Raw genomic sequence first — 22,871 nt, 5'->3', positions numbered from 1 at the left:
TGGTAAAGGCTGAGCTGCTTGTGCGGCCATACATTGGCTTTTCAAGGGGCAGGGAGCCGTAGGGCGGGTCATGACCCGCCGTTTTGACACACTCAGACAGAAAGACGGCGGGTCATGACCCGCCCTACGGACACTCGGCCTAGGCCTGTTCGGCTCAATCCAGCGTACGACGGAAGCGCTGCAGCCCAACCGTCATCACCACGATGATGAACAGCAGCAGTGGCCACAGGTGCGGCCAGGCTTCGCCGGCGCCATAACCTTTGAGCAGAATGCCGCGCACCAGCCTGAGGAAATGCGTCAGCGGCAGCAGCTCGCCCAGCCATTGCGCCCAGACCGGCATGCCGCGATACGGGAACATGAAGCCCGACAGCAGGATCGAGGGCAGAAAGAAAAAGAAGCTCATCTGCATCGCCTGGGTCTGGTTGCGCGCCAGGCTGGAGAAGGTGATGCCGACGGTAAGGTTGGCGACGATGAACACCAGCACGCAGGCCAGCAGCAGCCACAGGCTGCCGACCATCGGCACGCCGAAAATAAAATGGCCGCCGAGCAGGGTCACCGCCACCTGCACGTAGCCGACCAGCACGTAGGGCAGGATCTTGCCGATCATGATCTCGGCCGGGCGCAGTGGCATCGCCAGCAGGTTTTCCATGGTGCCGCGCTCCAGCTCGCGGGTCATCGCCAGCGCCGTCATCATGATCATCGTCATCGTCAGGATCACGCCCATCAGGCCGGGCACGATGTTGTACTGGGTGATGCCATCCGGGTTGTAGCGGCGGTGGATGCGCCACTCGAAAGGCGCGGCCGCCTGCTGCGGCGCCAGCACACCTTTCAGATCGTGGCGTAGCGCGCCGGAGGTCAGAACCGATAACGCAGCCACCGCGTTGCCGGTCGCAGCCGGGTCGGAGGCGTCTGCCTCCAGCAGCACGGCCGGTGTCTCGCCGCGCACCAGACGCTGCGAAAAGTCAGGCGGAATCGCGATGACGAACTGCACGTCGCCGCGATGCAACAGCTCGAAAGCCTCGTCGGCGCTCGCCGGTGTCGCACGAATGTCGAAATAGCCGCTGGCGCGCACCGCCGCCACCAGGCTGCGTGTGAACTCGGTCTGCTCGGCGCCGAGCACCGCGGTCGGCAGGTGCTTGGGATCGGAGTTGATGGCAAAGCCGAACAGCGCCAGCTGTATCATCGGAACGCCGATCATCATCGCGAAAGTCAGCCGGTCGCGGCTCACCTGCACGAATTCCTTGCGCACCATCGCCCGCAGGCGTCGCCAGGAGAAGCCGTTCATGGCGGCGCATCCGCGGTGTCGCGCATCAGGTGGATGAAGACGTCCTCCAGCCGCACATCGCCGCGCTCCCAGCGAATGCCGGATCGCGCGAAATAAGGCTGCAGCGCGTGCTCCAGCGCCGCGCCGTCAGTGCCGCTGACATGCAGCGAGCTGCCGAAAGGCACCACCTGTTCCGCCGCGGCCGTGTGCGCCAGCTCGTTCTGCAATTCGGCGAGCCCATTACCGGTGACGGTCCAGTTGCTCAGGCCGGAGCCGGCGACCAGCTCCTCCGGCGTGCCCTGGACCAGCAGCTTGCCGTAGGCGATGTAGGCCAGCCGCGTGCAGCGCTCGGCCTCGTCCATATAGTGCGTGGACACCAGCACGGTAATGCCCTCGGCAGCGAGCCGATGCAGCTCGGCCCAGAAATCACGACGCGCTTTGGGGTCGACGCCGGCGGTGGGCTCGTCTAGCAGCAGCAGTTTCGGCCGGTGCAGCAGGCAGGCGGCCAGCGCCATGCGCTGCTTCCAGCCGCCGGATAGCGCACCGGCCAGTTGCCGCTGGCGGTCCTGCAGGCCGAGGTTCTGCAATGCCGCGTCCACGGCCTCGCGGGTGTTGACCAGCTGATAGATGCTGGCGACGAACTCCAGGTTCTCGCGGATCGACAGATCCTCGTAGAAGCTGAAGCGCTGGGTCATGTAGCCGACCTCGCTCTTGATCGCGGCCGACTGCGTGCGGATGTCGTAGCCGAGGCAGGTTCCCTGGCCTTCATCCGGCGTCAGCAGGCCGCAGAGCATGCGGATCGAGGTGGTCTTGCCACTGCCGTTGGGGCCCAGAAACCCGAAAATCTCGCCGCGCTGGACTTGCAGGCTCAGCTTGTCGACGACGCGCTTGGCGCCAAAGGATTTGCTGACACCCTCGACGTCGATGACCCGATCGCTCACCGCGCCAGCTCAATATCCACCGGCTGGCCGGGATGCAGGCCGGCCGCGACTTCCGGCGCGACCACCGCCTCGACCAGGAACACCATGCGCGCCCGCTGCTGCTGGCTGTAGAGCACCGGCGGCGTGTACTCGGCGCTGCTGGCGATGAAGGCGATGCGCGCCGCGATCGGCGCTGCGCAGCCATCGCAGCGTGCCGTCATTGGCTGGCCGATGTTCAGACTGCCGAGGTCGGCCTCGGGCACGAAGAAGCGCAGCTTCCGGTTCTGCGGCGGCAGTAGCGAAATCACCGGTGCGCCGGCAGCCACCCATTCGCCGGGACGGTAGTAGACATCCTCGACGCTGCCGGCCGCAGGCGCTAGCTGGGTTTTCTGATCGAGCTTCCATTGATTCTGCGCGGCCACCGCCGCTGCGGCCTCGGCCTCGTCGCGCGCCGCCTGCAGCGCGTCGGCGCGGCCGGCGAGCCCACCCGTGCGCAGCTGCGCCTCGAGTTCAGCGACCCTTGCGCGGTCGTGCTGATGCTGGGTGGCCGCCTGATCGAACTGGTCCTGACTGATCACCTGCTGCTCGCGCAGCTTGCGCTGCCGCTGCAGCTGCGCCGCGGAAAGCTCGCGCTGCGCGCGGGCCTGATCGAGCTGGGCGCGGGTCACGTCCAGCTCGTCCGGCCGCTGCCCCTTTTCGATGTCCGCCAACCGTGCGCGCGCCGCGGACAGCCGCGCCTGCGACTCGTCCAGCGCGGCCAGTTCAGCGACCGCATCCAGCGCATACAGCGGTGCACCGGCCTGGATCTGCGCGCCGCGCTCGACATTCAGCCGGTCCATGCGTCCACCGATCGCCGGCGCGATGCGCAGGTAATCGCCTTCGACATAGCCCTGGTAGCGAGTCACGTCCGACTCGCGCTCGCAACCGGCCAGCAATACCACCACGGCCAGGAGCACGGCCCGGTGCAGGCAGCGAAACATTTGCATGGCGGCGATCCTCCGGTCTGAACGCTGGCGATCGGGACAGTAGCAACAAAAAAGCCCGCCGGCGGCAGCCGTGCGGGCTATTTCGAGAACCGGCGGGCGCAAGCCCGCCAAGCTCAGCGGCTCAGCGCATCAGTCAAGCGAGCATCCTGCACGGCGCGCGCCGCGTAGGAGGACACAGCTCAACAAAGCTCAGCCCAACTTTTCCTTGATGCGAGCAGCACGGCCCTGCAGATTGCGCAGGTAGTACAGCTTGGCGCGGACGACGTCGCCGCGGCGCTTCACTGAGATTTCGGCAACTTGCGGGCTGTAGGTCTGGAACACGCGTTCCACGCCTTCGCCGTGCGAGATCTTGCGAACCGTGAACGCGGAGTTGATGCCGCGCGAACGCTTGGCGATCACGACGCCTTCAAAAGCCTGCAGACGCTCGCGGTCGCCTTCCTTGACCTTGACCTTGACTTCGATCGTGTCGCCCGGATTGAAGGCCGGGATCTTCTTGCTCATCTGCTCGGCGTCGATCGCCTGGATGATCTTGCTCATGCTCATGTTCTATCTTCCTGCTCGTGCAACTGCTCGGTAATGATTTCACGGAGCAGTTTGATCTGTTCCGCATCCAACTTCAGTGAATCCAGCAGATCCGGCCGGCGCAGCAGCGTCCGCTCCAAACCCTGTTTACGGCGCCAGCGACGAATCGCCGCGTGATCGCCGCTCATCAAAACTTCCGGCACCGACTGCTCGCGCCAGACTTCCGGCCGCGAATAGTGCGGGTGATCGAGCAGCCCGTCCGAAAACGAATCGCTGGACGCCGACTGCTCATGTCCCAGCACGCCCGGCAACAGCCGCGCGACGCTGTCGACCAGCAGCATCGCTGCCAGTTCGCCGCCGCTGAGCACGTAATCACCCACCGACAGCTCCAGATCGATCTGCGGCATCAGCCGCTCGTCGATCCCTTCGTATCTTCCGCAAACCAGGATCAGCCCCGGCTCGTGGCTCAAACGCTCCGCCCAGCTCTGGTCGTAGCGCTCGCCCTGCGGCGACAGGCTCACCACCTTTGCCTCTGGCCCGATCGCAGCCTTGGCTGCATCGATCGCCTGCGTCAGCGGCTCGGCCTGGATCACCATGCCGGGCCCGCCTCCGTAAGTGCGCTCATCGACACGACGCCAGCGGTTCCCGCTGTAATCGCGCAGCTGTCTCGTCGACAGTTGCAGCACACCTTGTTCGACGGCCACCCTCGGCATGCCGAACATTCCGACCTGTTCCACCAAATCCGGAAACAGCGTCAGTACTTCAATCTTCACTTCAGAAATCCGGTTGCCAATCGGCAACGATCAGACCCTGCTCCAGATCGACCGCCTGGATGATCGGCCCTTTGACAAACGGGATCAGCCTTTCGACTTCGCCCTGCTTGATCACCAACACATCCTGGGCACCGTTGCTGGTCACGCTATCGACCTCACCGAGATCGACCTCTTCGATATTCCTGACCTTCAGACCCACCAGATCGAACCAGTAATACTGGCCCTCTTCCGGTTCTGGCAACTCGTGGCGCGCCACATGAATCTCGGCCCCGATCAGTGCGGCGGCAACATCCCGATCATCGATCGGCTTGCCGTGCTCGTCGCTGATCTGGGCGACCAGACCATCTCCATGCATCCGGCCTTCGATCATCGTTGCCGGGAACTCCCGGCCCTCGTGGACCAGCCACCAGCGCGGATAGTCCAGCAGGTTCTCGATCGGCCGGGTGTGAGAACGCAACTTCACCCAACCGCGAACTCCAAACACGCCGGCAATGCGGCCGAGAACGAGCCGCTCTCCCAGCCGCTGCACGACGTAAGCCCTTAGGCTGCCGCAACCGCCGTCGGCGCAGTCTTGACCAGAAAGGCAACGCGCTCAGACACCTGCGCGCCATTCTTGGTCCAGTGCTCGACGCGGGCCACGTCCAGAACCAGCTTCTGCTCGCCACCCTTGGCGCTCGGGTTGTAATAACCCAGGCGCTCGATGAAACGGCCGTCGCGGGAGCTGCGGCTCTCGGTCGCCACCACGTGGTAGAACGGGCGCTTCTTGGCGCCACCGCGAGCCAAACGAATCTTTACCATGCCGAATCCAACCTCTTGAACATCGTGTCAATCGTGCCGACAACCCGGGTCCGGGCCGTCAAAGGGCGCGTATTGTAGCCGCTATTGCGCAAATGTGAAGCTAATAACACAAAGAGATCGCCAGCCGCTCCCCGGATGCGATCGCCGGGGTTATCGGGGCTGGGTCAGCAGGGCCAGAATGCGCTCTTTGACTTCGGCCGTGTACCCGCTGCCGTAGCCGGCGTAGATCATGCGGACGCGGCCGTTGCGGTCGACAAGATAGGCCGAAGGCAGCCTCCACAATTTATAGGTCTGGACCGAGATGCCGATCTGATCCGCGACCACCGGGAAATCAACCTTGACCCGCTCCAGGAAGCGCCGCGATTTGGCAACCTCGTTGTCGGTGGCCACCGACAGGATCTCGAAATCCTGCCCGTAGCCTTCGCGGAACAGCTCGTCGCGCATCCGGTTGAGCTCGGGCATCGACTCCAGGCAGGGCCCGCAGTAAGACGCCCAGAAATCCACCAGCACGACCTTGCCGCGCAGCTGGGTCAGCTTGGTGCCGGCCGGACCCTGCAGCACGATGCCCGCCGCTTCCGGCGCCTGGTCGCCGATGCCGACGACGAAAGGCGCTGCCGCCGACGAGCGGGTGCTGATGGCCAGGCCCATCACAAGCAAGGCCGCGCAGCGAACACGGAATGAAACGGCGAACGAAGAAAGCGGCATATGGCGGAGTGTGGTTCCGAGTGGGCTAGTGCTAAGCACTAGCGCCGCGGCATCATGCCCGGCGGCAGACGCCCGGCCAGGCCGCGCATCATCTTCGCCATGCCGCCGCTCATGACTTTCTTCATCATGTCGCGGGTGGTCTCGAACTGGCGCATCAGCTTGTTGACGTCCTGCACCTGCACGCCGCTGCCGGCGGCGATGCGGCGCTTGCGCGAGGCCTTGATCAGATCGGGATGCTTGCGCTCCTGCGGCGTCATCGAGTTGATGATCGCGACGACCTTGCCCATTTCCTTGGCCGTGTTGACGTTCTTCATCTGCGCCTGGATCTGCGCACCGCCGGGCAGCTTCTCGAGCAGAGACTCCATGCTGCCCATGCTCTGCACCTGCTGCATCTGCTCGCGGAAATCCTCGAGGTCGAAGCTCTTCTTGTTCTTGAGCTTGTTGGCAAGCTTGGCAGCCTTCTCCTGATCGACCTTCTTCGCGGTCTCCTCGATCAGGCTCAGCATGTCGCCCTGACCGATGATGCGGTTGGCGATGCGGTCCGGATGGAACACTTCGAGCTTGTCGGACTTCTCGCCGACGCCGAGGAATTTGATCGGGCGGCCGGTGACATGACGCACCGACAGCGCCGCGCCGCCGCGCGAGTCGCCGTCGATCTTGGTCAGGATCACGCCGGTCAGCGGCAGCGCGTCGGCGAACGCGCGTGCGGTTTTCGCCGCGTCCTGGCCGGTCATCGAGTCGACCACGAACAGGGTTTCGACCGGGTTGAGCGCCGCATGCAACTCGGCGATCTCGGCCATCATCGCCTGATCGATGCTGGTGCGGCCGGCAGTGTCGACGATCAGTACATCCGCGTATTGCTTGCGCGCATGCGCCAGCGCGGCGGCGGCGATCGCGACCGGAGATTGTCCAACTTCGGACGGGAAGAATTCGACGCCGACAGCGGCGGCGACGATGCGCAGCTGCTCGATCGCGGCCGGGCGATACACGTCGCAGGATACGACGATGACGTTCTTTTTCTCGTCCTCTTTAAGACGCCGCGCCAGCTTGCCGGTGGTCGTGGTCTTGCCCGAGCCCTGCAGGCCGGCCATCAGGATCACCGCCGGAGGCTGCGCGCGCAGATTCAGCGGCTCGGCGGTTCCGCCGAGCGTCGCGGTCAGCTCCGACTGCACCACCCGTAAAAACGCCTGTCCCGGCGTCAGCGACTGCGTGATCTCGGCGCCGAGCGCGCGCTCCTTGACCTTGTCGATGAAGTCCTTGATCACCGGCAGCGCGACGTCGGCTTCCAGCAGCGCCATGCGCAGTTCGCGCGCGGCGGCGGTGATCTGCTCTTCGGTGAGGCGGCCCTGCCCGCGGATCGAATCGAGGACGCGGGTCAGGCGGGAGGTCAGGTTCTCGAACACGTTGCTGCCTTATATGACGGTGCGAGAGTGTACGCGAGCCCCGCCCGCTTCCTCGACCGTGTGGATGATCCTCGTCAGGAGCTCAAATTTCGATCAGGTCGCCGCGTCGCAGGTGGTGATAGTCCCAGCCCTCGAGCGCCCGGATGCACTGGCTCGCGATCACCACCTCGCTGCCGGGCTTGTGATGGGTCAGCAGCAGCTGCGGCCGATGGCGCAGCTTGGCGAGTTCACGGCCCAGCGAATCGGGAGTGAAATGCCGGGAAGTCGAACCGATCTCGGCCTGCTCGTTCGGGAACGCGATCTCGATCATCAGCTTGTCCAGCCGCGGCAGGCCGTTCAGATGCGCCCACAAGCTGTCGCTGGCCGCGGTGTCGCCGCTGAACGCGAACACGCCGCTGTCGCCGAGCACGCTGTAACCGACCGCCGGCACCGTGTGATTGACCGGGAACGGCGTGATCTGCAGTGGCCCTGGCGCGATCTCGGCCTGCAGCGGCTGGATCGGCTTGAACTGCATGATCGGGTTCTGTGTATTGGGCAGCTCCGTGAAGTCCGGCCAGATCACCCAGTTGAAGATGTGCCTGCGCAAGGCATCGATCGTCGCCGGCAGTGCGTGCACCACGATCGGGTCTTCGACCAGATCGAACAGGTTGTCGGCCATGAACGCCAGGCCGCAGATGTGGTCAAGATGCGAGTGCGTCAGGTAGATCTGCTTGATGCGGCCCATCTCGGCCAGCGACAGGTCGCCGACGCCGGAGCCGGCATCGATCAGGATGTGGTCATCGATCAGCAGACTGGTGGTCCGCAGATCGGGCCCCACTCCACCGCTGCACCCCAACACTTGGATACGCATTCGTCTGTCGTGCGGCCCGATATAACCGGGGATGCTAGCAGGCCCGGCGCGCCTCGGGCAGATGCGGATCGACCCCGGCAATCGAGCGAAAACCGGTATTCTCGCGTCATGTCATCTTCCCTCATCCTTGCGCTGACGGTCCTTGCCGCTGGTCTGTATGCCCTTGCCGGGTTTCTCGCCTGGCGCGGCAACCGATGGCTGTCCTGGGCGGTCGCTGCCGCCCTGATCCTGCACACCGCCGCCTTGTCCGGCCAGCTGTGGCACGGCGGCGGCCTGCACATCGGCGTGACCGAAGCGCTGTCGCTGTTTGCCTGGCAGTCGGCGCTGCTGCTGTGGGCATTCAGCTGGCGCGAGCCGGTGTCGGTCAATGGCCTGTTGATCTATCCGTTGGCAGGCCTGTTCGCCGCCTGTGCCGCGTTCTGGCCCTCGCCGGTCAACGATGTCGATGTTCTGAGCTGGAAAGTCAGCCTGCACATCCTGATCTCGCTGCTGGCTGCCGGCGTTCTCACCCTGGCCGCGGTGCAGGCGGTCGCGCTGGCCATTCAGGAGCGGCTGTTGCGCAATCACGCTATCGCCTCGCGTACCGGCCACCTGCCGCCACTGCAACTGATGGAGCGCCTGCTGTTCCAGATGGTCGCGGTCGGCTTTGCGCTGCTGTCGCTGACCCTGTTCACCGGGCTCTGGTTCATCGAAGACTGGCTGGCCCAGCACCTTGCCCACAAGACGATCCTGTCGATCATCGCCTGGATGGTATTCGGCGTGCTGCTGTGGGGCCGCTGGCGTTACGGCTGGCGTGGCCGGATTGCGATCCGCTGGGCGCTGTCCGGCTACGGGCTGCTGATTCTCGCCTATTTCGGCACCAAGATTATCCTGGAACAAATTCTGCAGAAACATTGGCTTTGGACCGGAACTTAAAGCCGTCAGGGCGGGCCGCCGGTTGACAGCTTCAGACCAGATTCAGTAACTAGATTAGCCTTCACGGACGATCGCACGGCGCTTGAACGATATTCCCCTAGCAGTTTTGGTGGCCGCGCTCATCGCGTGCCTGCTGTTGTCGGGTTTTTTCTCCGGCTCCGAGACCGGCTTGATGACGCTGAACCGCTATCGCCTGCGCCACCGTGCACAGCAGGGCGAACGCGGCGCCAGGATGGCCCAGGATCTGCTGCGGCGTCCCGACCGGCTGATCGGCCTGATCCTGCTGATGAACAACATCGTGCAGGCGCTGATCCCGATGCTGCTGGTGGCGATAGCGCTGCGTCTGACCGGCGATCCTGAAACCGCGGTGGTGATTGCCACGGTCGCAACCGCGCTGCTGATCTTCATCTTCTCCGAGTCGATGCCCAAAACCCTGGGTGCACTGCATCCGGAACGTGTCGCGCTGCGGGCCGCCTTCGTTTACTGGCCGCTGCTGCGCGCGATGGGCTGGCTGGTCGACCTGGTCAACATCATCGGCAACCGGATACTGCGTCTGTTCGGCGTGTCGCCCGAGGACGCGGCCCAGCACTCGCTGTCGGCCGAGGAACTGCGCACCGTCGTCGCCGAGGCCGGCGCGATGATCCCGCAACGCCACCAGAAGATGCTGCTGTCGATCCTCGACCTGGAGCACAGCACCGTCGAGGACATCATGGTGCCGCGCAACGAGATCATCGGCGTCGACGTCTCCGAGCCCTGGGACGAAGTGCGCAACCAGATCATCGAGTCTCAGCACACGCGGCTGCCGGTGTTTCGCGGGTCGATCGACGAGTTGCTCGGCGTGGTGCATTTGCGCCGGCTGATGCGCCTGGCTGCCGAGAGCCGCCTCGACGCCGATACGCTGATGGAATACGTGCGCGAGCCCTACTACATTCCGGAAGGCACGCCGCTTAACCAGCAGTTGCTGAACTTTCAGAACCAGCGCCGCCGCATGGGCTTCGTCGTCGATGAATACGGCGACATCCGCGGCCTGGTCACGCTCGACGACATCCTCGAGGAAGTGGTTGGCGAGTTCACCACCGACCCCAGCCTGCGCGTGAAGAACTTCTACGCCGAGGCCGACGGCAGCTATCGCGTCAGCGGCTCGGTGACCTTGCGCAGCCTCAACCGCAGCCTCGGCTGGAAACTGCCACTGGATGGTCCCAAGACCGTCAATGGCCTGGTCATGGAACGGCTCGAACAGATCCCGCAGCCAGGGCGGCAGGTTGAGATCGACGGCTATCTGTTCGAGATCACCGAGACCCAGGCCAACGCGGTGAAAGATGCGCGGATCACGCCGGCCAGCCGGGGGCGGACCGTTGCTGCCTGAGCCGATTCGCTTCTGGTTTTATCCGAATCGGGGCCAACAAAGCCCGTTTCCTGCAGGCGTCGGGAGTGCGCATCCGCTATAATTCCGTGCCAATTCGGCGCCCAATTCGGCACTGTTTCGCCCGATGCGCGCCCTGCCCGCGTCACGTGTGATCGCTGCAACCGCTAGCCACTTCCTCCCGGAGATTTCGAGCCATGACGGACAGCTTCAAGTCCAAAGCCACCCTTACGGTCGGCGCCAAGAACTACCAGTATTTCAACCTGAAAGCGCTGGAGCCGAAGTACAAGCTGTCCCGTCTGCCCTACTCCTACAAGGTTCTGCTCGAGAACCTGCTCCGCTTTGAGGACGGCGCCAACGTCACCAAGGAAACCATCGAAGCCCTGGCCGGCGCGGATTTCAAGAACCTGCCGACCAAGGACATCGACTTCACGCCGGCCCGCGTGATCCTGCAGGACTTCACCGGCGTGCCCTGCGTGGTCGACCTCGCGGCAATGCGCGACGCGATGAAGAATCTCGGCGGCGACATGGGCAAGGTCAACCCGCTGTGCCCGGTTGAACTGGTCATCGACCACTCGGTAATGATCGATCACTACGGCACCAAGGAAGCGCTCGACCTCAACGCCAAGGTCGAATTTCAGCGCAACGAAGAACGCTACACCTTCCTGCGCTGGGGTCAGGAAGCGCTGAAGAACTTCAAGGCCGTGCCGCCCGATACCGGCATCGTCCACCAGGTCAACATCGAATACCTCGCTCGCGTCGTGTTCGAAAACGAAAACGGCATGCTGTACCCGGACAGCTGCTTCGGCACCGACAGCCACACCACAATGGTCAATGGCATCGGCGTGCTCGGCTGGGGCGTCGGCGGTATCGAAGCCGAAGCCGCGATGCTCGGCCAGCCCTCGTCGATGCTGATGCCGGAAGTGATCGGCGTCCGCGTCACCGGCAAGCTGGCCGAAGGCGCCACCGCCACCGACCTGGTGCTGACCGTGACCGAGACGCTGCGCAAGCGTGGCGTGGTCGAGAAGTTCGTCGAATTCTTCGGCCCGGGCCTCGCGAACCTGTCCGCGAGCGACCGCAACACCATCGGCAACATGGCGCCGGAATACGGTGCCACCTGCGGCATCTTCCCGATCGACAACGAGACGCTGAGCTACCTGCGCCTGACCGGCCGCTCGGAAGATCAGATCGCCGTCGTCGAGACCTACGCCAAGGCCCAGGGCATGTGGTGGACGCCGGATGCGCCCGAAGCCGAATACACCGACGTGCTGCACCTCGACCTCGCCACGATCCAGCCGTCGATGGCCGGCCCGAAGCGCCCGCAGGACCGCGTGCTGCTGACTGACGTCAAGGCCAACTACAAAAAAGCTTTCGAGGGCGAGCAGAAGATGCGCCCGTCCGCCGGCCCGGCCACCGTCACCGACATGGGCCAGACCTATCAGCTGAAGGACGGTGCGGTCGTGATCGCGGCGATCACCTCCTGCACCAACACCAGCAACCCGAGCGTGCTGATCGGCGCCGGCCTGCTGGCGAAGAAAGCCCGCGCGCTAGGCCTGAAGAGCCAGCCCTGGGTCAAGACCTCGCTGGCGCCGGGCTCCAAGGCGGTCACCGAGTACCTGAACAAGGCCGGCCTGATCGAGGACCTGGAATACCTGGGCTTCAACATCGTCGCTTACGGCTGCACGACCTGCATCGGCAACTCCGGCCCGCTGAACGAGCCGATCGACAAGGCCATCGTCGACAACAAGCTGAGCGTGTCGGCCGTGCTGTCCGGCAACCGCAACTTCGAAGGCCGCGTCCACCAGGACGTGCGCATGAACTACCTCGCCTCGCCGCCGCTGGTCGTCGCCTACGCGATCGCCGGTACCACCGACCTGGATCTGAGTTCCGAGCCGATCGGCAAGAGCAAGGATGGCAAGGACGTGTTCCTGAAGGACATCTGGCCGACCAACAAGGAGATCTCGGACCTCGTCACCAAGGCCGTCACCGCCGACCTGTTCAAGGCCAGCTACGGCGACGTGCTGAAGGGCGACGCGCGCTGGCAGGCGATCAAGATCAGCAAGTCGGAAACCTATCCCTGGGATAGCAAGAGCACCTACATCGCCAACCCGCCGTACTTCGACGGCATGACGATGACCCCGCCGGGCATCAAGGCTATCGGCGGCGCGCGCGTGCTCGCGGTGCTCGGCGACTCGATCACCACCGACCACATCAGCCCGGCCGGCGACATCAAGAAGGACGGCCCCGCGGGCAAGTTCCTGGAAGAGCACGGCGTCGCCAAGGCCGATTTCAACAGCTTCGGCAGCCGACGCGGCAACCACGAAATCATGATGCGCGGCACTTTCGCCAACACCCGCATCAAGAACGCGATGACGCCGGGTGTTGAAGGCGGCGTGTCCAAGCATATAAACGGCGCCATCGGCCCGGTCGAGTCGATCTACGACGTGGCGATGAAGTACAAGGCCGAAAATGTCCCGCTTGTCGTGCTGGCCGGCAAGGAATACGGCACCGGCTCCTCGCGCGACTGGGCGGCCAAGGGCACGATCCTGCTCGGAGTCAAGGCGGTGATCTCCGAGAGCTTCGAGCGTATCCACCGTTCGAACCTGGTCGGCATGGGCGTACTGCCGCTGAACTTCGTCGATGGCGAATCCGCCGCCAGCCTGGGCCTGGACGGTACCGAAGTGTTCGATTTCGCCGGCCTGAAAGCCGGTGCGACCAGCCTCGACGTGACCGCCAAGAAAGCCGACGGCAAAACCGTCAGCTTCAAGGCCAAGGTCCGCATCAACACGCCGAAGGAGTGGGAGTACTACGCTCACGGCGGCGTGCTGCAGTACATGCTGCGTCAGATGGCCGCCGCGTAAGCGCAGGCTGTCGATGCAGTGAAAGGGGGCGGCGAAAGCCGCCCCTTTTTTGTGCTCGCCGCTTCCGTTCCCTCCGTTCCTCCCGAGTAGTCCCCGCAGGGGACGTATCGAGGGATCGCGTCGAGCTTCAATGCGTCCCTCGATACGCCGCGTTGCGGCTACTCGGGAGGAACGGGCGGACGAAACGACCCCGCGGCTGGTTTCATGGCGGACTTCATGGTAGAAATTCAGCCATGACGACGACCATTTCCATGGATGCCAGCGGACGCCTGGTACTGCCCAAGGCGATCCGCCAGCGGCTCAATCTCCAGGGCGGCGCCCGCTTGCAGGCCTCTGTCGTCGCCGGTCATTTGGAGCTGATCCCGGTTTCCGACGAGGAACAACCGGCCGTGGTGAGGAAATCCGGCTTGATGGTACTCGCCGCGACCGGCAAGCCGGTCGATGCCGCCGCCGCTGTCGCAGCCGAGCGCGGTGACCAAGAAGCCCGGGGCACACGCCGGTGACCCCTGGCAGCATCGTGCTGCTGGACTCCTCGGTACTGGTCGCGGCCCTGGTGGAGGACGAAACCCATCACGAAGCCTGTCTGCGCTTGCTCGCGCGCAAATCGGCGTGCATCTGGAGCCACGCGCTGGCGGAAACCTTCGCAACGCTGACCGGCGGCAAACTCGGGCTGCGTGTTCCGCCGGCGCTGGCCACTGAGCTGATTCAAAGTTCGCTGGCGCCGCGACTCAAATCCGTCGACCTGACTTCGCGTGAATTGCTGGCGGCGATCGGCAAGACTTCAGCAGCCGGCGTGCGTGGTGGCGCGTTATACGATTTTCTTCATCTGGCCGTGGCCCGGAAAGCCAAGGCCAGCATTCTGTATACGCTCAATGTCCGTCATTTCACCGCGCTTTCGCGGCCGGGAACGCTGAGCATCGAATTGCCGCCTTGAGGAGGGCTCAAGCTTGAACTATCGGTTTGCCGCGCTGACCACAGCGCTTTCCATCGCGGCGCTCAGCGCCTGCACCACCTCGGGCCCGCATAAAGCAGTCCCACCACCGCAGCTGAGCATGGACAAAATCGCCGAAGGTTACGTGCGCCAGGTGATCGCGATGGGCGAGCACGACCCGAACTATGTCGATGCCTACTACGGCCCCGCCGCTTGGCGCGACTCCGAGAAGAAGGAGAAGCGCTCGCTGCTGGCGATCCGCAATTTCAACGCCCGCCTGGTCAAGGACATCGAGACCGCGCCGGTGGATCCGAACGTGCCGCCGGAGCTGTGGGCCCTGCGCAAACGCTTCCTGCGCAACCAGCTCGGCGCGCTCGAAGCGCGCGCGCGCATGCTCGAGGACTGGAAGCCGAGCTTCGACGACGAGTCGCTGGCGCTGTTCGACGTGTCCGCGCCGTTCTACGGCCGCGAGGATTTCTCGCCGATGATCAAAGCGCTCGACAAGCTGTTACCGCCGGGCGAAGGCAGCGTGTCGGATCGCTACAACCGCTACATCGAGCGCTACGCGATTCCGCGTGACCGGATCGAAGCGGTGATGACATTCGCGATCAATGCGGCGCGTGCCCGGACTCTGCAGTACTTCCGTCTTCCCGAAGGCGAGCGCTTTGAACTCACGCTAGTGCACGACAAGCCCTGGAGCGCCTACAACTGGTACCAGGGCGGCTACGTCAGCAAGATCGAGGTCAATGTCGATCAGCCGATCACGATTTCGCGCGCAATTGGCCTGGCTTCGCACGAAGGCTACCCCGGCCATCATGTCTACAACGTACTGCTCGAAGACCAGTTGGTGAAAGGCCGCGGCTGGAAGGAATTCACGGTGTATCCGCTGTATTCGCCGCAATCCTTCATCGCCGAAGGCACCGCCGACTACGGCGTGCAGATGGCATTTCCCCCGGACGCCCGGCTCGCGCTGGAGCGCCAGCTGTTCGAACTCGCCGGCTTCGATCCGTTCGAAGTCGAGAACTACGACGCGATCAGCGAAGCCGCCAAACCCAGCGGCGCCGCGGTACTCGAAGCCGGCCGGCGTTATCGCGACGGCTCGGCGAGCATGGAAGAAACCGTCGACTGGCTGCGTACGTTCGGCCTGGCGACGCCGGAGCGCGCGCAGCAGCGGATCACGTTCTTCGACACCTACGGCGCGTACATCATCAATTACTCCTATGGCGAGCGGGTAATCAAGGACTATCTGCAGCGCACCACCGGACCCGACGAGCCGCTGTGGGCGCAGTGGCGCGCGTTCTTCGACCTCCTGTCGACTCCGCGCACGCCGAGCCCGCTGCTGCCGGAATGACTTCGCCGAAGTGCGGACGTTCGCTCACAACCATAGCGACAGAGCGAGCAACGCGTGGCTGCAGTCTCCCGGCCGGGTAGCTTCGATCGATCTACCCGCGGTCCCCACCTGCGAGCTTCAAGAACGCTTCAGTCAAATCGTCGAGCACCCCCGACCGCCGGGTTCCGGTGGCGCCACCCACTGGATCTTCCACGTGCATTGCACGAAGGTCATCCATGAATGCGTCCCACAGGATCGGACCGCCCTCCTCCAAGAGCTGCGCCCTGATGGCGAGCGCCTCGCTCACCTCCAGGTGGCGACGGCCCCAGGCGCCGATCGCGGCGAGCACCGGCACCAGCTGGATCGCCGGTTCGGTCAAGCTGTAGATGGTCTTTTGGCGGTGTCGAGGATCGTCCTGTTTGCTCAGAAGCCCTAGCGACAGGAGGCGCTTGAGCCGGGCCGACAGGATATTCGAGGCGATGCCTTCCTCCGACTGGGTAAGCAGATCCCGAAATGACCGGCGGTTTCCGAACATGAGGTCGCGGATGACAATGAGGCTCCAACGGTCGCCGAGCGCTTCCATCGTTAGGTTAATCGGGCACCCCGAGCGATGGTCGTCCGGCATCGTCCCTCCAATTGGCTTGCAGCATGCAAACGCATTCAGTACGATCAAACCGCTTGCACTAAGCAACCAGTTTAACCCGCCGGGAGAGCAAATCGATGGTGCGAATTTATGGCCACCCTTTCGCCGCCTTCTACTGGAAGGCGCTCATTGCACTGTACGAGCGCAAGCTGCCGTTCGAATTTCTGATGATCGACGCCGATCACCCGGAAAACGCCGAAGCCGTCAGCCGCCTCGGCCCGACCGGTCAATTTCCGGTCCTGGTTGACGGCGATCGAACGGTCATCGAATCGGCGGCGATCATCGAGTATCTCGACCTTCATTATGGCAACGCGCCGCCGATGGTCCCGGCCGATCCACGCGCCGCTATCGAAGCGCGGCAGATGGACGGTGTCTTTGACGATTACGTCATGGCTCCACAGTCGCGGATGGTGTTCAACGCCCTGCGCGATGAGGACAAACGCGATCCGCATGTTGGCGCCGAGGCGAAAGCGAGCTTAGACAAGAGCTATGCGTGGCTGAACCGTTGGATGACGGGGCGCGAATGGGCGGCGAACGATGTCTTCAGCATCGCTGACTGCGCGGCGGCGCCGGCGCTCTTCTACGCGCATTGGGCTTACCCGATCCCGGAGTCTCACACGGCGCTTCGGGATTATCGCGCACGCCTGCTCGCTCGCCCGTCGATCGCACGGGTCGTCGACGAGGCGAGGCCGTGGCGCGAATACTACCCGCTCAAGGGACATACCCCGGATTGACGATCCGGTCGCGAGACCTCGCATGTGCGCCGGCGTGAACGTCTTCAAGCCACTGCCCTGGCCGGAGCGGCTCTCGCCGCGTAGCTGATGGCCGCAAACCATCATCGATCCACCGCATCCGCGCCCGGCGTATGCGGCCCAGTTACCCGCTGACCGCCGTCGTAGTCGATCGACAGGCCTCGCCGGCGCTCGATCGCCGCCGCGATCAGCCGGGCTTTGTGCGTGTCTGGCATCGGTTATCGGCTCGCCTGAACAGAATCCACCATCTCAGCTTCTTGTTATGACGGGCCGGAGAGTCTAAAATTTAATCCGTACCAAATTAGTCCTGTATAAACAGCCTATGCTCAAACTCGCCAAACTGACGGATTACGCGGCGGTCGTGATGACCGCAATCGCGGCCGACCCGGCGCGGCTGCACAGCGCGCAGGAACTCGCCGACCGTTCGCATCTCCCGCCGGCAACGGTATCCAAGCTGCTGAAGCAGCTGGCCAAGGCCAGGCTGATCGAAGCGACCCGCGGTGCCCAGGGCGGCTACCGGCTGACGCGCAGCGCCGAGCAGATCACCGTCGCCGACGTCGTCGACGCAGTCGAGGGCCCGATCGCTGTCACGCGATGCTCGATCCACACCGGCGACTGCAACATCGAAACCAGCTGCGGCACGCGCGCCAACTGGCGGCTGATCAATACCGCGATCCGTCAGGCGCTGGAAGCGGTGACGCTGGCGCAGATCGCCGCGCCGCTGCGTCGCAGCAGCAACGAAAATCCGCTGACTTTCCATCCACGCGCCAAATCCGCGAAGAGCACCAAATCCACCGTACTCTGGCCGACGCCAGAGTAATCGCGGCAAACCCCAAGACAGACCAACGGCAACCCAATGGCAGCCACCCAAGAAATGCAGGACATGGTGAAAGCCCGCAAGTACGAAGCGGGCTTCATCACCGACGTCGAATCCGAAAGCGCCCCGCCCGGCCTTTCCGAAGACACCATCCGCCTGATATCGGTCAAGAAAAACGAGCCGGAATGGCTGCTGGCGTTCCGGCTGAAGGCCTATCAGCGCTGGCTGAAGATGACCGAGCCGACCTGGGCGCACGTGCATTACCCGAAGATCGACTACCAGGCGATCTCGTACTACTCGGCGCCGAAGTCGATGAAGGACCGGCCGAAGTCGCTGGATGAAGTCGACCCGAAGCTGCTCGAGACCTACAAGAAGCTCGGCATTCCGCTGCGTGAGCAGGAGATGCTGGCCGGCGTGCAGAACGTCGCTGTCGACGTGGTGTTCGATTCGGTGTCGGTGGGCACGACGTTCCGCGCCACGCTGAAGAAAGCCGGCGTGATCTTCAGCTCGATTTCGGAGGCCGTGCACGAGCATCCGGAACTGGTGAAGAAATACCTGGGCTCGGTGGTGCCGTTCGGCGACAACTACTACGCGGCGCTGAATTCCGCGGTGTTCACCGATGGCTCGTTCGTTTTCGTGCCGAAAGGCGTGCGCTGCCCGATGGAGCTGTCCACGTATTTCCGCATCAACGAACGCAACACCGGCCAGTTCGAACGCACGATCATCATTTGCGAAGAAGGTGCGCACGTGTCGTATCTTGAAGGCTGCACCGCGCCGCAGCGCGACGAGAATCAGCTGCACGCGGCCGTCGTCGAACTCGTCGCGCTAGACGATGCGACGATCAAGTATTCGACCGTGCAGAACTGGTATCCGGGCGACGAGGAAGGCCGCGGCGGCATCTACAACTTCGTCACCAAGCGCGGCGATTGCCGTGGCCCGCGCTCCAAGATTTCGTGGACCCAGGTCGAGACCGGCTCCGCAATCACCTGGAAGTATCCGAGCTGCATCCTGCGCGGCGACGACAGCGTCGGCGAGTTCTATTCGGTAGCGCTGACCAACAATCGCCAGCAGGCCGACACCGGCACCAAGATGATCCACGTCGGCAAGAACACGCGCTCGACGATCATCTCCAAGGGCATTTCCGCCGGACGCGGCGAGCAGAGCTATCGCGGCCTGGTGCGCGTCCTTGCTTCAGCCGAGAACGCACGCAATTACACGCAGTGCGACTCGCTGCTGATCGGCTCCGAAAGCGGCGCGCATACCTTCCCGTACACCGAGGTGCGCAACCGGAGCGCCAAGCTCGAACACGAGGCAACGACCAGCAAGATCGGCGAAGACCAGCTGTACTACGCGCGCTCGCGCGGCCTGTCGGCCGAGGACGCGGTGTCGATGATCGTCAACGGCTTCTGTAAAGACGTCTTCAAGGAACTGCCGATGGAGTTCGCGGTGGAAGCGCAGAAGCTGCTGCAGGTGTCCTTGGAAGGAGCGGTGGGGTGAGGCGCGGTTGCCGAAGGCAAGTAAAAGCCACATTAAGCGGCTTTTACAGCGGCGAACGCCCGCGCGTTTCGCGCGCGCGGGGGGCGTAGCCATGCCGATTATCCGAGTCGAAATGCTGGAAGGCCGCAGCATCGAGCAGAAGCGCGAAATCGCGGCCGTGTTCACGCGCGAGCTGGCCCGTATCGCGGGTTGTACCGAGGCAGGCGTCACCGTCGTCATCGACGAACACAAAAAAGACAACTGGGCCGTCGGCGGCACGCTGATGGCCGACCAGATTCAGGATAAAAAATAGACATGCTCACTATCGAAAACCTGCACGCCAGAGTCGGCGACAAGGAAATTCTCAAGGGTCTGAGCCTCACCGTGAAACCCGGTGAAGTGCACGCGATCATGGGCCCGAACGGCGCCGGCAAGTCCACGCTGGGCCACCTGCTCGCCGGCCGAGAAGGCTACGAATGCACCCAGGGTTCGGTGAGCTTCGAAGGCCGGGACCTGCTGGCACTCGAAACCGAAGAGCGTGCCGCCGCCGGCATCTTCCTGGGCTTTCAGTACCCGGTGGAAATTCCCGGCGTATCGAACATGTACTTTCTGAAAGCTGCGATGAACGCGCAGCGCAAGCGCCGCGGCGAGCCCGAGATCGAGGCGACGGATTTTCTCGCGTTCGTGCGCATGCAAATCAAAAAAGTCGGCATCGAGCCCGCGATGCTGCAGCGCGGCGTCAACGAAGGCTTCTCCGGCGGCGAGAAGAAGCGCAACGAGATCCTGCAGATGCTGGTGCTGCAGCCCAAGCTGATGGTGCTGGACGAGACCGACTCCGGCCTCGACATCGACGCACTGAAAATGGTGTCCGATGGCATCAACGCGATGCGCTCACCTGAGCGCTCGGTAATTCTGGTCACGCATTACCAGCGCCTGCTCGACTACGTCAAGCCCGACATCGTCCACGTGCTGGCACGCGGCCGCATCGTCAAATCCGGCGGCCCCGAACTCGCGCTGGAACTGGAAGAACGTGGCTATGGCTGGCTGGAGGCCGCGTGAGCGCAGCTTCCTACCAAAAAGCCTGGGACCAGTTGCCCGAAACGCTGCGTGTTGCACGCGCCGGCGCCTGGAAGCAGTTCGTTGCCAAGGGCTTTCCGAGCAAGCGCGAAGAAGACTGGCGTTATACCGACCTGAGCGCGCTGAACGACGCCCGCTTTGCGGAAGCAACCGAAACCTCCATAGTCGCGACGACACTTCAGAACTGGCAGTCACTGGTCTTCGCCAACGGCCAGCGCCAGAACGGCGAAGTCCGCGCATTTGAAACACCGCTGGCCGACGACGGCATTACCGCGCTGAACGCAGCGCTGACGCGTGACGGCCTCGATCTGCGCGTCGCGCGCAAGCAGAAGGCCGAGCCACTGCATCTGCTGTGCCTGAATTCCGCTGCAGCAATGACTCATCTGCGCCATCGCGTCGTGCTCGAAGCCGGCAGCGAGGCGACCCTGCTGATCGACACGCGCGGCGACGACAGCGCGACGCTGGCGACCGGCGTGCTCGAAGTCGAAATCGGTGCGAACGCGCGGCTTCGGCTGCTGCGCATCCAGGATGGCGGCCAGGCTTCCACCGATCTGTTCCGCAGCCAGATCCGGGTCGGCCGCGACGCACGCCTGGAATATGTCGGGCTGGATCTCGGCGGCGCGCTGGTGCGTCACGATCTGAACGTGCAGCTGTGTGAGCCTGGCGCCTATGCGGAAGTGCACGGCGTGTTCGCACCCGGAGGCAGCACGCATGTCGACACCCACACACGCATCCTGCATCAGGCGCCGCACACGACCAGCCGCGAAGTATTCCGCGGCCTGGTCGCCGACCGGGCGCATGCGGTGTTCAACGGCCGCATCGTCGTCGAGAAAGCCGCGCAGAAAACCGACTCGGAACAAAAGCTGGCGTCGCTGCTGCTGTCGCCCGGAGCCGAGATCAACGCCAAGCCGGAGCTCGAGATCTACGCCGACGACGTCAAGTGCGCGCACGGTGCGACCTGCGGCCAGCTCGACGAAATGGCGCTGTATTACCTGCGCTCGCGCGGGCTCGATTCCGACACCGCGCGCAATCTGCTGCTGTTCGCGTTCGCTCACGAAGTGCTGGCAAAAGTCGGCGCAGAAGATGCGCGCCGCGAGATGGAACGTCGGCTCGCCAACCGCTTGCCCGGCTCCACCGCCTACGAGGATTTGATATGAACGACCGCGGACCGGATCTGACTCGCGCCGCCGCGCTGGACCTGGATGCGATCCGCGCCCAGTTCCCGATACTGGCCGAGAGCATTCACGGCAAGCGCCTTGCCTACCTGGACAATGCGGCGACGACACAGAAACCCGAGGCCGTGCTCGCGGCACTCGACGACTACTACCGCCACGCGAACGCCAACGTACATCGCGCGGTACACGAACTCGCCGCGCGCGCGACCAGCCGCTTTGAGTCGGCGCGCGATCACATCGGCGCGTTCTTCAATACGTCGCGCGAGCAGATCGTTTTCACGCGCGGCACGACCGAGAGCATCAACCTGGTCGCCCGCAGCTATCTGCAGCCGCTGCTGCAGCCCGGCGACGAGGTACTGGTCACCGGCATGGAGCATCACTCCAACATCGTGCCCTGGCAGCTGGTCGGCGCAAAAACCGTAGCCGCACCGGTGCTCGACGACGGCAGCCTGGATCTCAAAGCCTGGAAAGCGATGCTAAACCCACGCACGCGGCTGGTTGCGGTTGTGCAGGTATCGAACTCGCTGGGCACGATCAACCCGATCGCCGAGATGATTGCGGAAGCCAAGGCTCGCGGCATTCCGGTGCTGATCGACGGCGCCCAGGCGATCGCCCACACAAAGGTGGATCTGTCGGTTCTGGGCGCGGATTTCTATTGCTGCTCGGCGCACAAGGCCTACGGCCCGACCGGATTCGGCGTGCTCTGGGCACGCCGCGAGCATTTGGAGGCGATGCTCCCCTGGCAAGGTGGGGGCGACATGATCCGCACCGTCAGCTTCGACAAAAGCACCTGGAACGAGGTGCCCTACAAGTTCGAGGCTGGCACGCCCGACATCAGCGGCGCGATCGGCTTCGCCGCGGCGCTCGGCTGGATCGACCAGCTCGGCCTGGCCAGGATTGCCGCGCACGAACACGAACTGCTCGCCTACGGCACCGAGGCGCTCAAGGGCGTCGACGGCCTGCGCCTGATCGGCACCGCTGCGAACAAGGCCGGCATCCTGTCCTTCGTGCTGGATCAGGCACATCCGCACGACGTGGGCGCAATCCTGGATCAGGAAGGCGTCGCGGTCCGCACCGGCCACCACTGCACGATGCCGCTGATGGAGCGCTTTGGCGTGTCGGCGACAGTCCGCGCTTCGCTGGCGGTGTACAACAGCCATGACGACATCGATCAGCTCGCCGCGGCACTGCGCAAGGCCAGCCGGCTGCTGCGCTAGTCGGCCCGGCAGATCCGGCGATCGTCCTGCGATAGCGCGCTGATCGCCTTAAAGCACAAAACAGCACGGCCTGTGTAATTATTCGGCCAACCA

General features: G+C 64.0%; 25 protein-coding genes. 13 read left to right on the top strand and 12 right to left on the bottom strand.

Annotated features, from left to right (window positions below):
• Positions 1-154: 154 nt before the first annotated feature.
• The 10 genes from JWQ90_RS22005 to JWQ90_RS21960 all read right to left on the bottom strand — a co-directional run bounded on the left by JWQ90_RS22005 (position 155) and on the right by JWQ90_RS21960 (position 8,221).
• Positions 155-1,285, bottom strand: a complete 1,131-nt coding sequence (locus JWQ90_RS22005) for an ABC transporter permease (protein WP_299697139.1) — start codon at positions 1,283-1,285, stop codon at positions 155-157.
• On the bottom strand, positions 1,282-2,205 hold the full coding sequence (locus JWQ90_RS22000) for an ABC transporter ATP-binding protein (RefSeq protein WP_299697138.1): 924 nt from the start codon (positions 2,203-2,205) through the stop codon (positions 1,282-1,284). Before JWQ90_RS22000 ends, JWQ90_RS22005 begins: the two co-directional genes overlap by 4 nt.
• Positions 2,202-3,170 carry an HlyD family efflux transporter periplasmic adaptor subunit gene (locus JWQ90_RS21995; RefSeq protein ID WP_299697137.1) on the bottom strand — a complete coding sequence of 323 codons (969 nt, stop codon included), beginning with the start codon at positions 3,168-3,170 and terminating at the stop codon, positions 2,202-2,204. The genes JWQ90_RS22000 and JWQ90_RS21995 overlap by 4 nt, the downstream gene beginning before the upstream one ends.
• 189 nt (positions 3,171-3,359) lie before the next feature.
• A complete protein-coding gene (gene rplS, locus JWQ90_RS21990; protein ID WP_299697154.1) occupies positions 3,360-3,707 on the bottom strand; it encodes a 50S ribosomal protein L19 in 348 nt (115 codons plus the stop codon).
• A gap of 2 nt (positions 3,708-3,709) precedes the next feature.
• On the bottom strand, positions 3,710-4,465 hold the full coding sequence (gene trmD, locus JWQ90_RS21985; RefSeq protein ID WP_366919571.1) for a tRNA (guanosine(37)-N1)-methyltransferase TrmD: 756 nt from the start codon (positions 4,463-4,465) through the stop codon (positions 3,710-3,712).
• A gap of 1 nt (position 4,466) precedes the next feature.
• Complete coding sequence (rimM, locus tag JWQ90_RS21980) at positions 4,467-4,994, bottom strand: ribosome maturation factor RimM (protein WP_299697135.1); 528 nt, start codon at positions 4,992-4,994, stop codon at positions 4,467-4,469.
• A gap of 11 nt (positions 4,995-5,005) precedes the next feature.
• Positions 5,006-5,263 (bottom strand): 30S ribosomal protein S16, encoded by a 258-nt coding sequence (gene rpsP, locus JWQ90_RS21975; protein WP_299697134.1) that lies wholly within the window; start codon positions 5,261-5,263, stop codon positions 5,006-5,008.
• 150 nt (positions 5,264-5,413) lie between these two features.
• On the bottom strand, positions 5,414-5,911 hold the full coding sequence (locus tag JWQ90_RS21970) for a TlpA disulfide reductase family protein (RefSeq protein WP_299697133.1): 498 nt from the start codon (positions 5,909-5,911) through the stop codon (positions 5,414-5,416).
• 95 nt (positions 5,912-6,006) lie between these two features.
• Complete coding sequence (gene ffh, locus JWQ90_RS21965) at positions 6,007-7,371, bottom strand: signal recognition particle protein (protein WP_299697132.1); 1,365 nt, start codon at positions 7,369-7,371, stop codon at positions 6,007-6,009.
• Positions 7,372-7,453: 82 nt separating this feature from the next.
• On the bottom strand, positions 7,454-8,221 hold the full coding sequence (locus JWQ90_RS21960) for a 3',5'-cyclic-nucleotide phosphodiesterase (RefSeq protein WP_299697131.1): 768 nt from the start codon (positions 8,219-8,221) through the stop codon (positions 7,454-7,456).
• Between the two features lie 108 nt (positions 8,222-8,329).
• Between JWQ90_RS21960 and ccsA the strand changes: the two genes are divergently transcribed.
• The 6 genes from ccsA to JWQ90_RS21930 all read left to right on the top strand — a co-directional run bounded on the left by ccsA (position 8,330) and on the right by JWQ90_RS21930 (position 15,642).
• Positions 8,330-9,136 carry a cytochrome c biogenesis protein CcsA gene (ccsA, locus tag JWQ90_RS21955; RefSeq protein ID WP_299697130.1) on the top strand — a complete coding sequence of 269 codons (807 nt, stop codon included), beginning with the start codon at positions 8,330-8,332 and terminating at the stop codon, positions 9,134-9,136.
• A gap of 82 nt (positions 9,137-9,218) precedes the next feature.
• Complete coding sequence (locus tag JWQ90_RS21950) at positions 9,219-10,502, top strand: HlyC/CorC family transporter (protein WP_366919569.1); 1,284 nt, start codon at positions 9,219-9,221, stop codon at positions 10,500-10,502.
• A gap of 194 nt (positions 10,503-10,696) precedes the next feature.
• The gene (gene acnA, locus JWQ90_RS21945) at positions 10,697-13,360 is read left to right on the top strand and encodes an aconitate hydratase AcnA (protein ID WP_299697128.1); all 2,664 of its coding nucleotides are present in this window, start codon (positions 10,697-10,699) and stop codon (positions 13,358-13,360) included.
• 233 nt (positions 13,361-13,593) lie between these two features.
• The gene (locus tag JWQ90_RS21940; RefSeq protein WP_299697127.1) at positions 13,594-13,863 is read left to right on the top strand and encodes an AbrB/MazE/SpoVT family DNA-binding domain-containing protein; all 270 of its coding nucleotides are present in this window, start codon (positions 13,594-13,596) and stop codon (positions 13,861-13,863) included.
• A complete protein-coding gene (locus JWQ90_RS21935) occupies positions 13,860-14,294 on the top strand; it encodes a PIN domain-containing protein (RefSeq protein ID WP_299697126.1) in 435 nt (144 codons plus the stop codon). Before JWQ90_RS21940 ends, JWQ90_RS21935 begins: the two co-directional genes overlap by 4 nt.
• A 13-nt stretch (positions 14,295-14,307) precedes the next feature.
• The gene (locus tag JWQ90_RS21930; protein WP_299697125.1) at positions 14,308-15,642 is read left to right on the top strand and encodes a hypothetical protein; all 1,335 of its coding nucleotides are present in this window, start codon (positions 14,308-14,310) and stop codon (positions 15,640-15,642) included.
• A gap of 91 nt (positions 15,643-15,733) precedes the next feature.
• Here JWQ90_RS21930 and JWQ90_RS21925 read toward each other — a convergent pair whose 3' ends face one another.
• Positions 15,734-16,246 carry a helix-turn-helix domain-containing protein gene (locus JWQ90_RS21925; RefSeq protein ID WP_299697124.1) on the bottom strand — a complete coding sequence of 171 codons (513 nt, stop codon included), beginning with the start codon at positions 16,244-16,246 and terminating at the stop codon, positions 15,734-15,736.
• Between the two features lie 95 nt (positions 16,247-16,341).
• On the opposite strand from JWQ90_RS21925, the gene JWQ90_RS21920 reads away from it, so the two are divergent.
• A complete protein-coding gene (locus JWQ90_RS21920; protein WP_299697123.1) occupies positions 16,342-16,998 on the top strand; it encodes a glutathione S-transferase family protein in 657 nt (218 codons plus the stop codon).
• A gap of 101 nt (positions 16,999-17,099) precedes the next feature.
• On the opposite strand, the gene JWQ90_RS21915 is transcribed toward JWQ90_RS21920, so the two are convergent.
• A complete protein-coding gene (locus tag JWQ90_RS21915) occupies positions 17,100-17,231 on the bottom strand; it encodes a hypothetical protein (protein ID WP_299697122.1) in 132 nt (43 codons plus the stop codon).
• Positions 17,232-17,338: 107 nt separating this feature from the next.
• On the opposite strand from JWQ90_RS21915, the gene JWQ90_RS21910 reads away from it, so the two are divergent.
• From JWQ90_RS21910 to JWQ90_RS21885, 6 genes are all read left to right on the top strand, one after another.
• A complete protein-coding gene (locus JWQ90_RS21910) occupies positions 17,339-17,836 on the top strand; it encodes an SUF system Fe-S cluster assembly regulator (protein ID WP_299697121.1) in 498 nt (165 codons plus the stop codon).
• Between the two features lie 36 nt (positions 17,837-17,872).
• A complete protein-coding gene (sufB, locus tag JWQ90_RS21905; protein WP_299697120.1) occupies positions 17,873-19,330 on the top strand; it encodes a Fe-S cluster assembly protein SufB in 1,458 nt (485 codons plus the stop codon).
• Between the two features lie 91 nt (positions 19,331-19,421).
• Positions 19,422-19,622, top strand: a complete 201-nt coding sequence (locus tag JWQ90_RS21900; protein ID WP_299697119.1) for a 2-hydroxymuconate tautomerase family protein — start codon at positions 19,422-19,424, stop codon at positions 19,620-19,622.
• 2 nt (positions 19,623-19,624) lie between these two features.
• Positions 19,625-20,368, top strand: coding sequence for a Fe-S cluster assembly ATPase SufC (sufC, locus tag JWQ90_RS21895; RefSeq protein WP_299697118.1), 744 nt, complete (start codon positions 19,625-19,627; stop codon positions 20,366-20,368).
• Positions 20,365-21,543: a Fe-S cluster assembly protein SufD gene (gene sufD, locus JWQ90_RS21890; protein ID WP_299697117.1), complete on the top strand. Its 1,179-nt coding sequence runs from the start codon at positions 20,365-20,367 to the stop codon at positions 21,541-21,543. Before sufC ends, sufD begins: the two co-directional genes overlap by 4 nt.
• The gene (locus JWQ90_RS21885) at positions 21,540-22,778 is read left to right on the top strand and encodes a cysteine desulfurase (RefSeq protein WP_299697116.1); all 1,239 of its coding nucleotides are present in this window, start codon (positions 21,540-21,542) and stop codon (positions 22,776-22,778) included. The genes sufD and JWQ90_RS21885 overlap by 4 nt, the downstream gene beginning before the upstream one ends.
• The last annotated feature ends 93 nt before the right edge of the window (positions 22,779-22,871 follow it).

The sequence above is a fragment of the Hydrocarboniphaga sp. genome (genome assembly GCF_028291725.1).
Taxonomy (GTDB): Bacteria; Pseudomonadota; Gammaproteobacteria; order Nevskiales; family Nevskiaceae; genus Hydrocarboniphaga.
This window is presented reverse-complemented; position numbering and strand designations above follow the sequence as displayed.

Excerpts from the sequence above, each read along its gene's own strand:
- JWQ90_RS21920 (WP_299697123.1), top strand. The coding sequence starts at position 16,342 with ATGGTGCGAATTTATGGCCACCCTTTCGCCGCCTTCTACTGGAAGGCG.
- JWQ90_RS22005 (WP_299697139.1), bottom strand. The coding sequence starts at position 1,285 with ATGAACGGCTTCTCCTGGCGACGCCTGCGGGCGATGGTGCGCAAGGAA.
- acnA (WP_299697128.1), top strand. The coding sequence starts at position 10,697 with ATGACGGACAGCTTCAAGTCCAAAGCCACCCTTACGGTCGGCGCCAAG.
- JWQ90_RS21915 (WP_299697122.1), bottom strand. The coding sequence starts at position 17,231 with ATGCCAGACACGCACAAAGCCCGGCTGATCGCGGCGGCGATCGAGCGC.
- JWQ90_RS21900 (WP_299697119.1), top strand. The coding sequence starts at position 19,422 with ATGCCGATTATCCGAGTCGAAATGCTGGAAGGCCGCAGCATCGAGCAG.
- sufC (WP_299697118.1), top strand. The coding sequence starts at position 19,625 with ATGCTCACTATCGAAAACCTGCACGCCAGAGTCGGCGACAAGGAAATT.
- ccsA (WP_299697130.1), top strand. The coding sequence starts at position 8,330 with ATGTCATCTTCCCTCATCCTTGCGCTGACGGTCCTTGCCGCTGGTCTG.
- JWQ90_RS21960 (WP_299697131.1), bottom strand. The coding sequence starts at position 8,221 with ATGCGTATCCAAGTGTTGGGGTGCAGCGGTGGAGTGGGGCCCGATCTG.
- JWQ90_RS21940 (WP_299697127.1), top strand. The coding sequence starts at position 13,594 with ATGACGACGACCATTTCCATGGATGCCAGCGGACGCCTGGTACTGCCC.
- JWQ90_RS21995 (WP_299697137.1), bottom strand. The coding sequence starts at position 3,170 with ATGCAAATGTTTCGCTGCCTGCACCGGGCCGTGCTCCTGGCCGTGGTG.
- rpsP (WP_299697134.1), bottom strand. The coding sequence starts at position 5,263 with ATGGTAAAGATTCGTTTGGCTCGCGGTGGCGCCAAGAAGCGCCCGTTC.
- JWQ90_RS21885 (WP_299697116.1), top strand. The coding sequence starts at position 21,540 with ATGAACGACCGCGGACCGGATCTGACTCGCGCCGCCGCGCTGGACCTG.
- rplS (WP_299697154.1), bottom strand. The coding sequence starts at position 3,707 with ATGAGCAAGATCATCCAGGCGATCGACGCCGAGCAGATGAGCAAGAAG.
- JWQ90_RS21910 (WP_299697121.1), top strand. The coding sequence starts at position 17,339 with ATGCTCAAACTCGCCAAACTGACGGATTACGCGGCGGTCGTGATGACC.
- JWQ90_RS21970 (WP_299697133.1), bottom strand. The coding sequence starts at position 5,911 with ATGGGCCTGGCCATCAGCACCCGCTCGTCGGCGGCAGCGCCTTTCGTC.
- JWQ90_RS21925 (WP_299697124.1), bottom strand. The coding sequence starts at position 16,246 with ATGCCGGACGACCATCGCTCGGGGTGCCCGATTAACCTAACGATGGAA.
- sufB (WP_299697120.1), top strand. The coding sequence starts at position 17,873 with ATGGCAGCCACCCAAGAAATGCAGGACATGGTGAAAGCCCGCAAGTAC.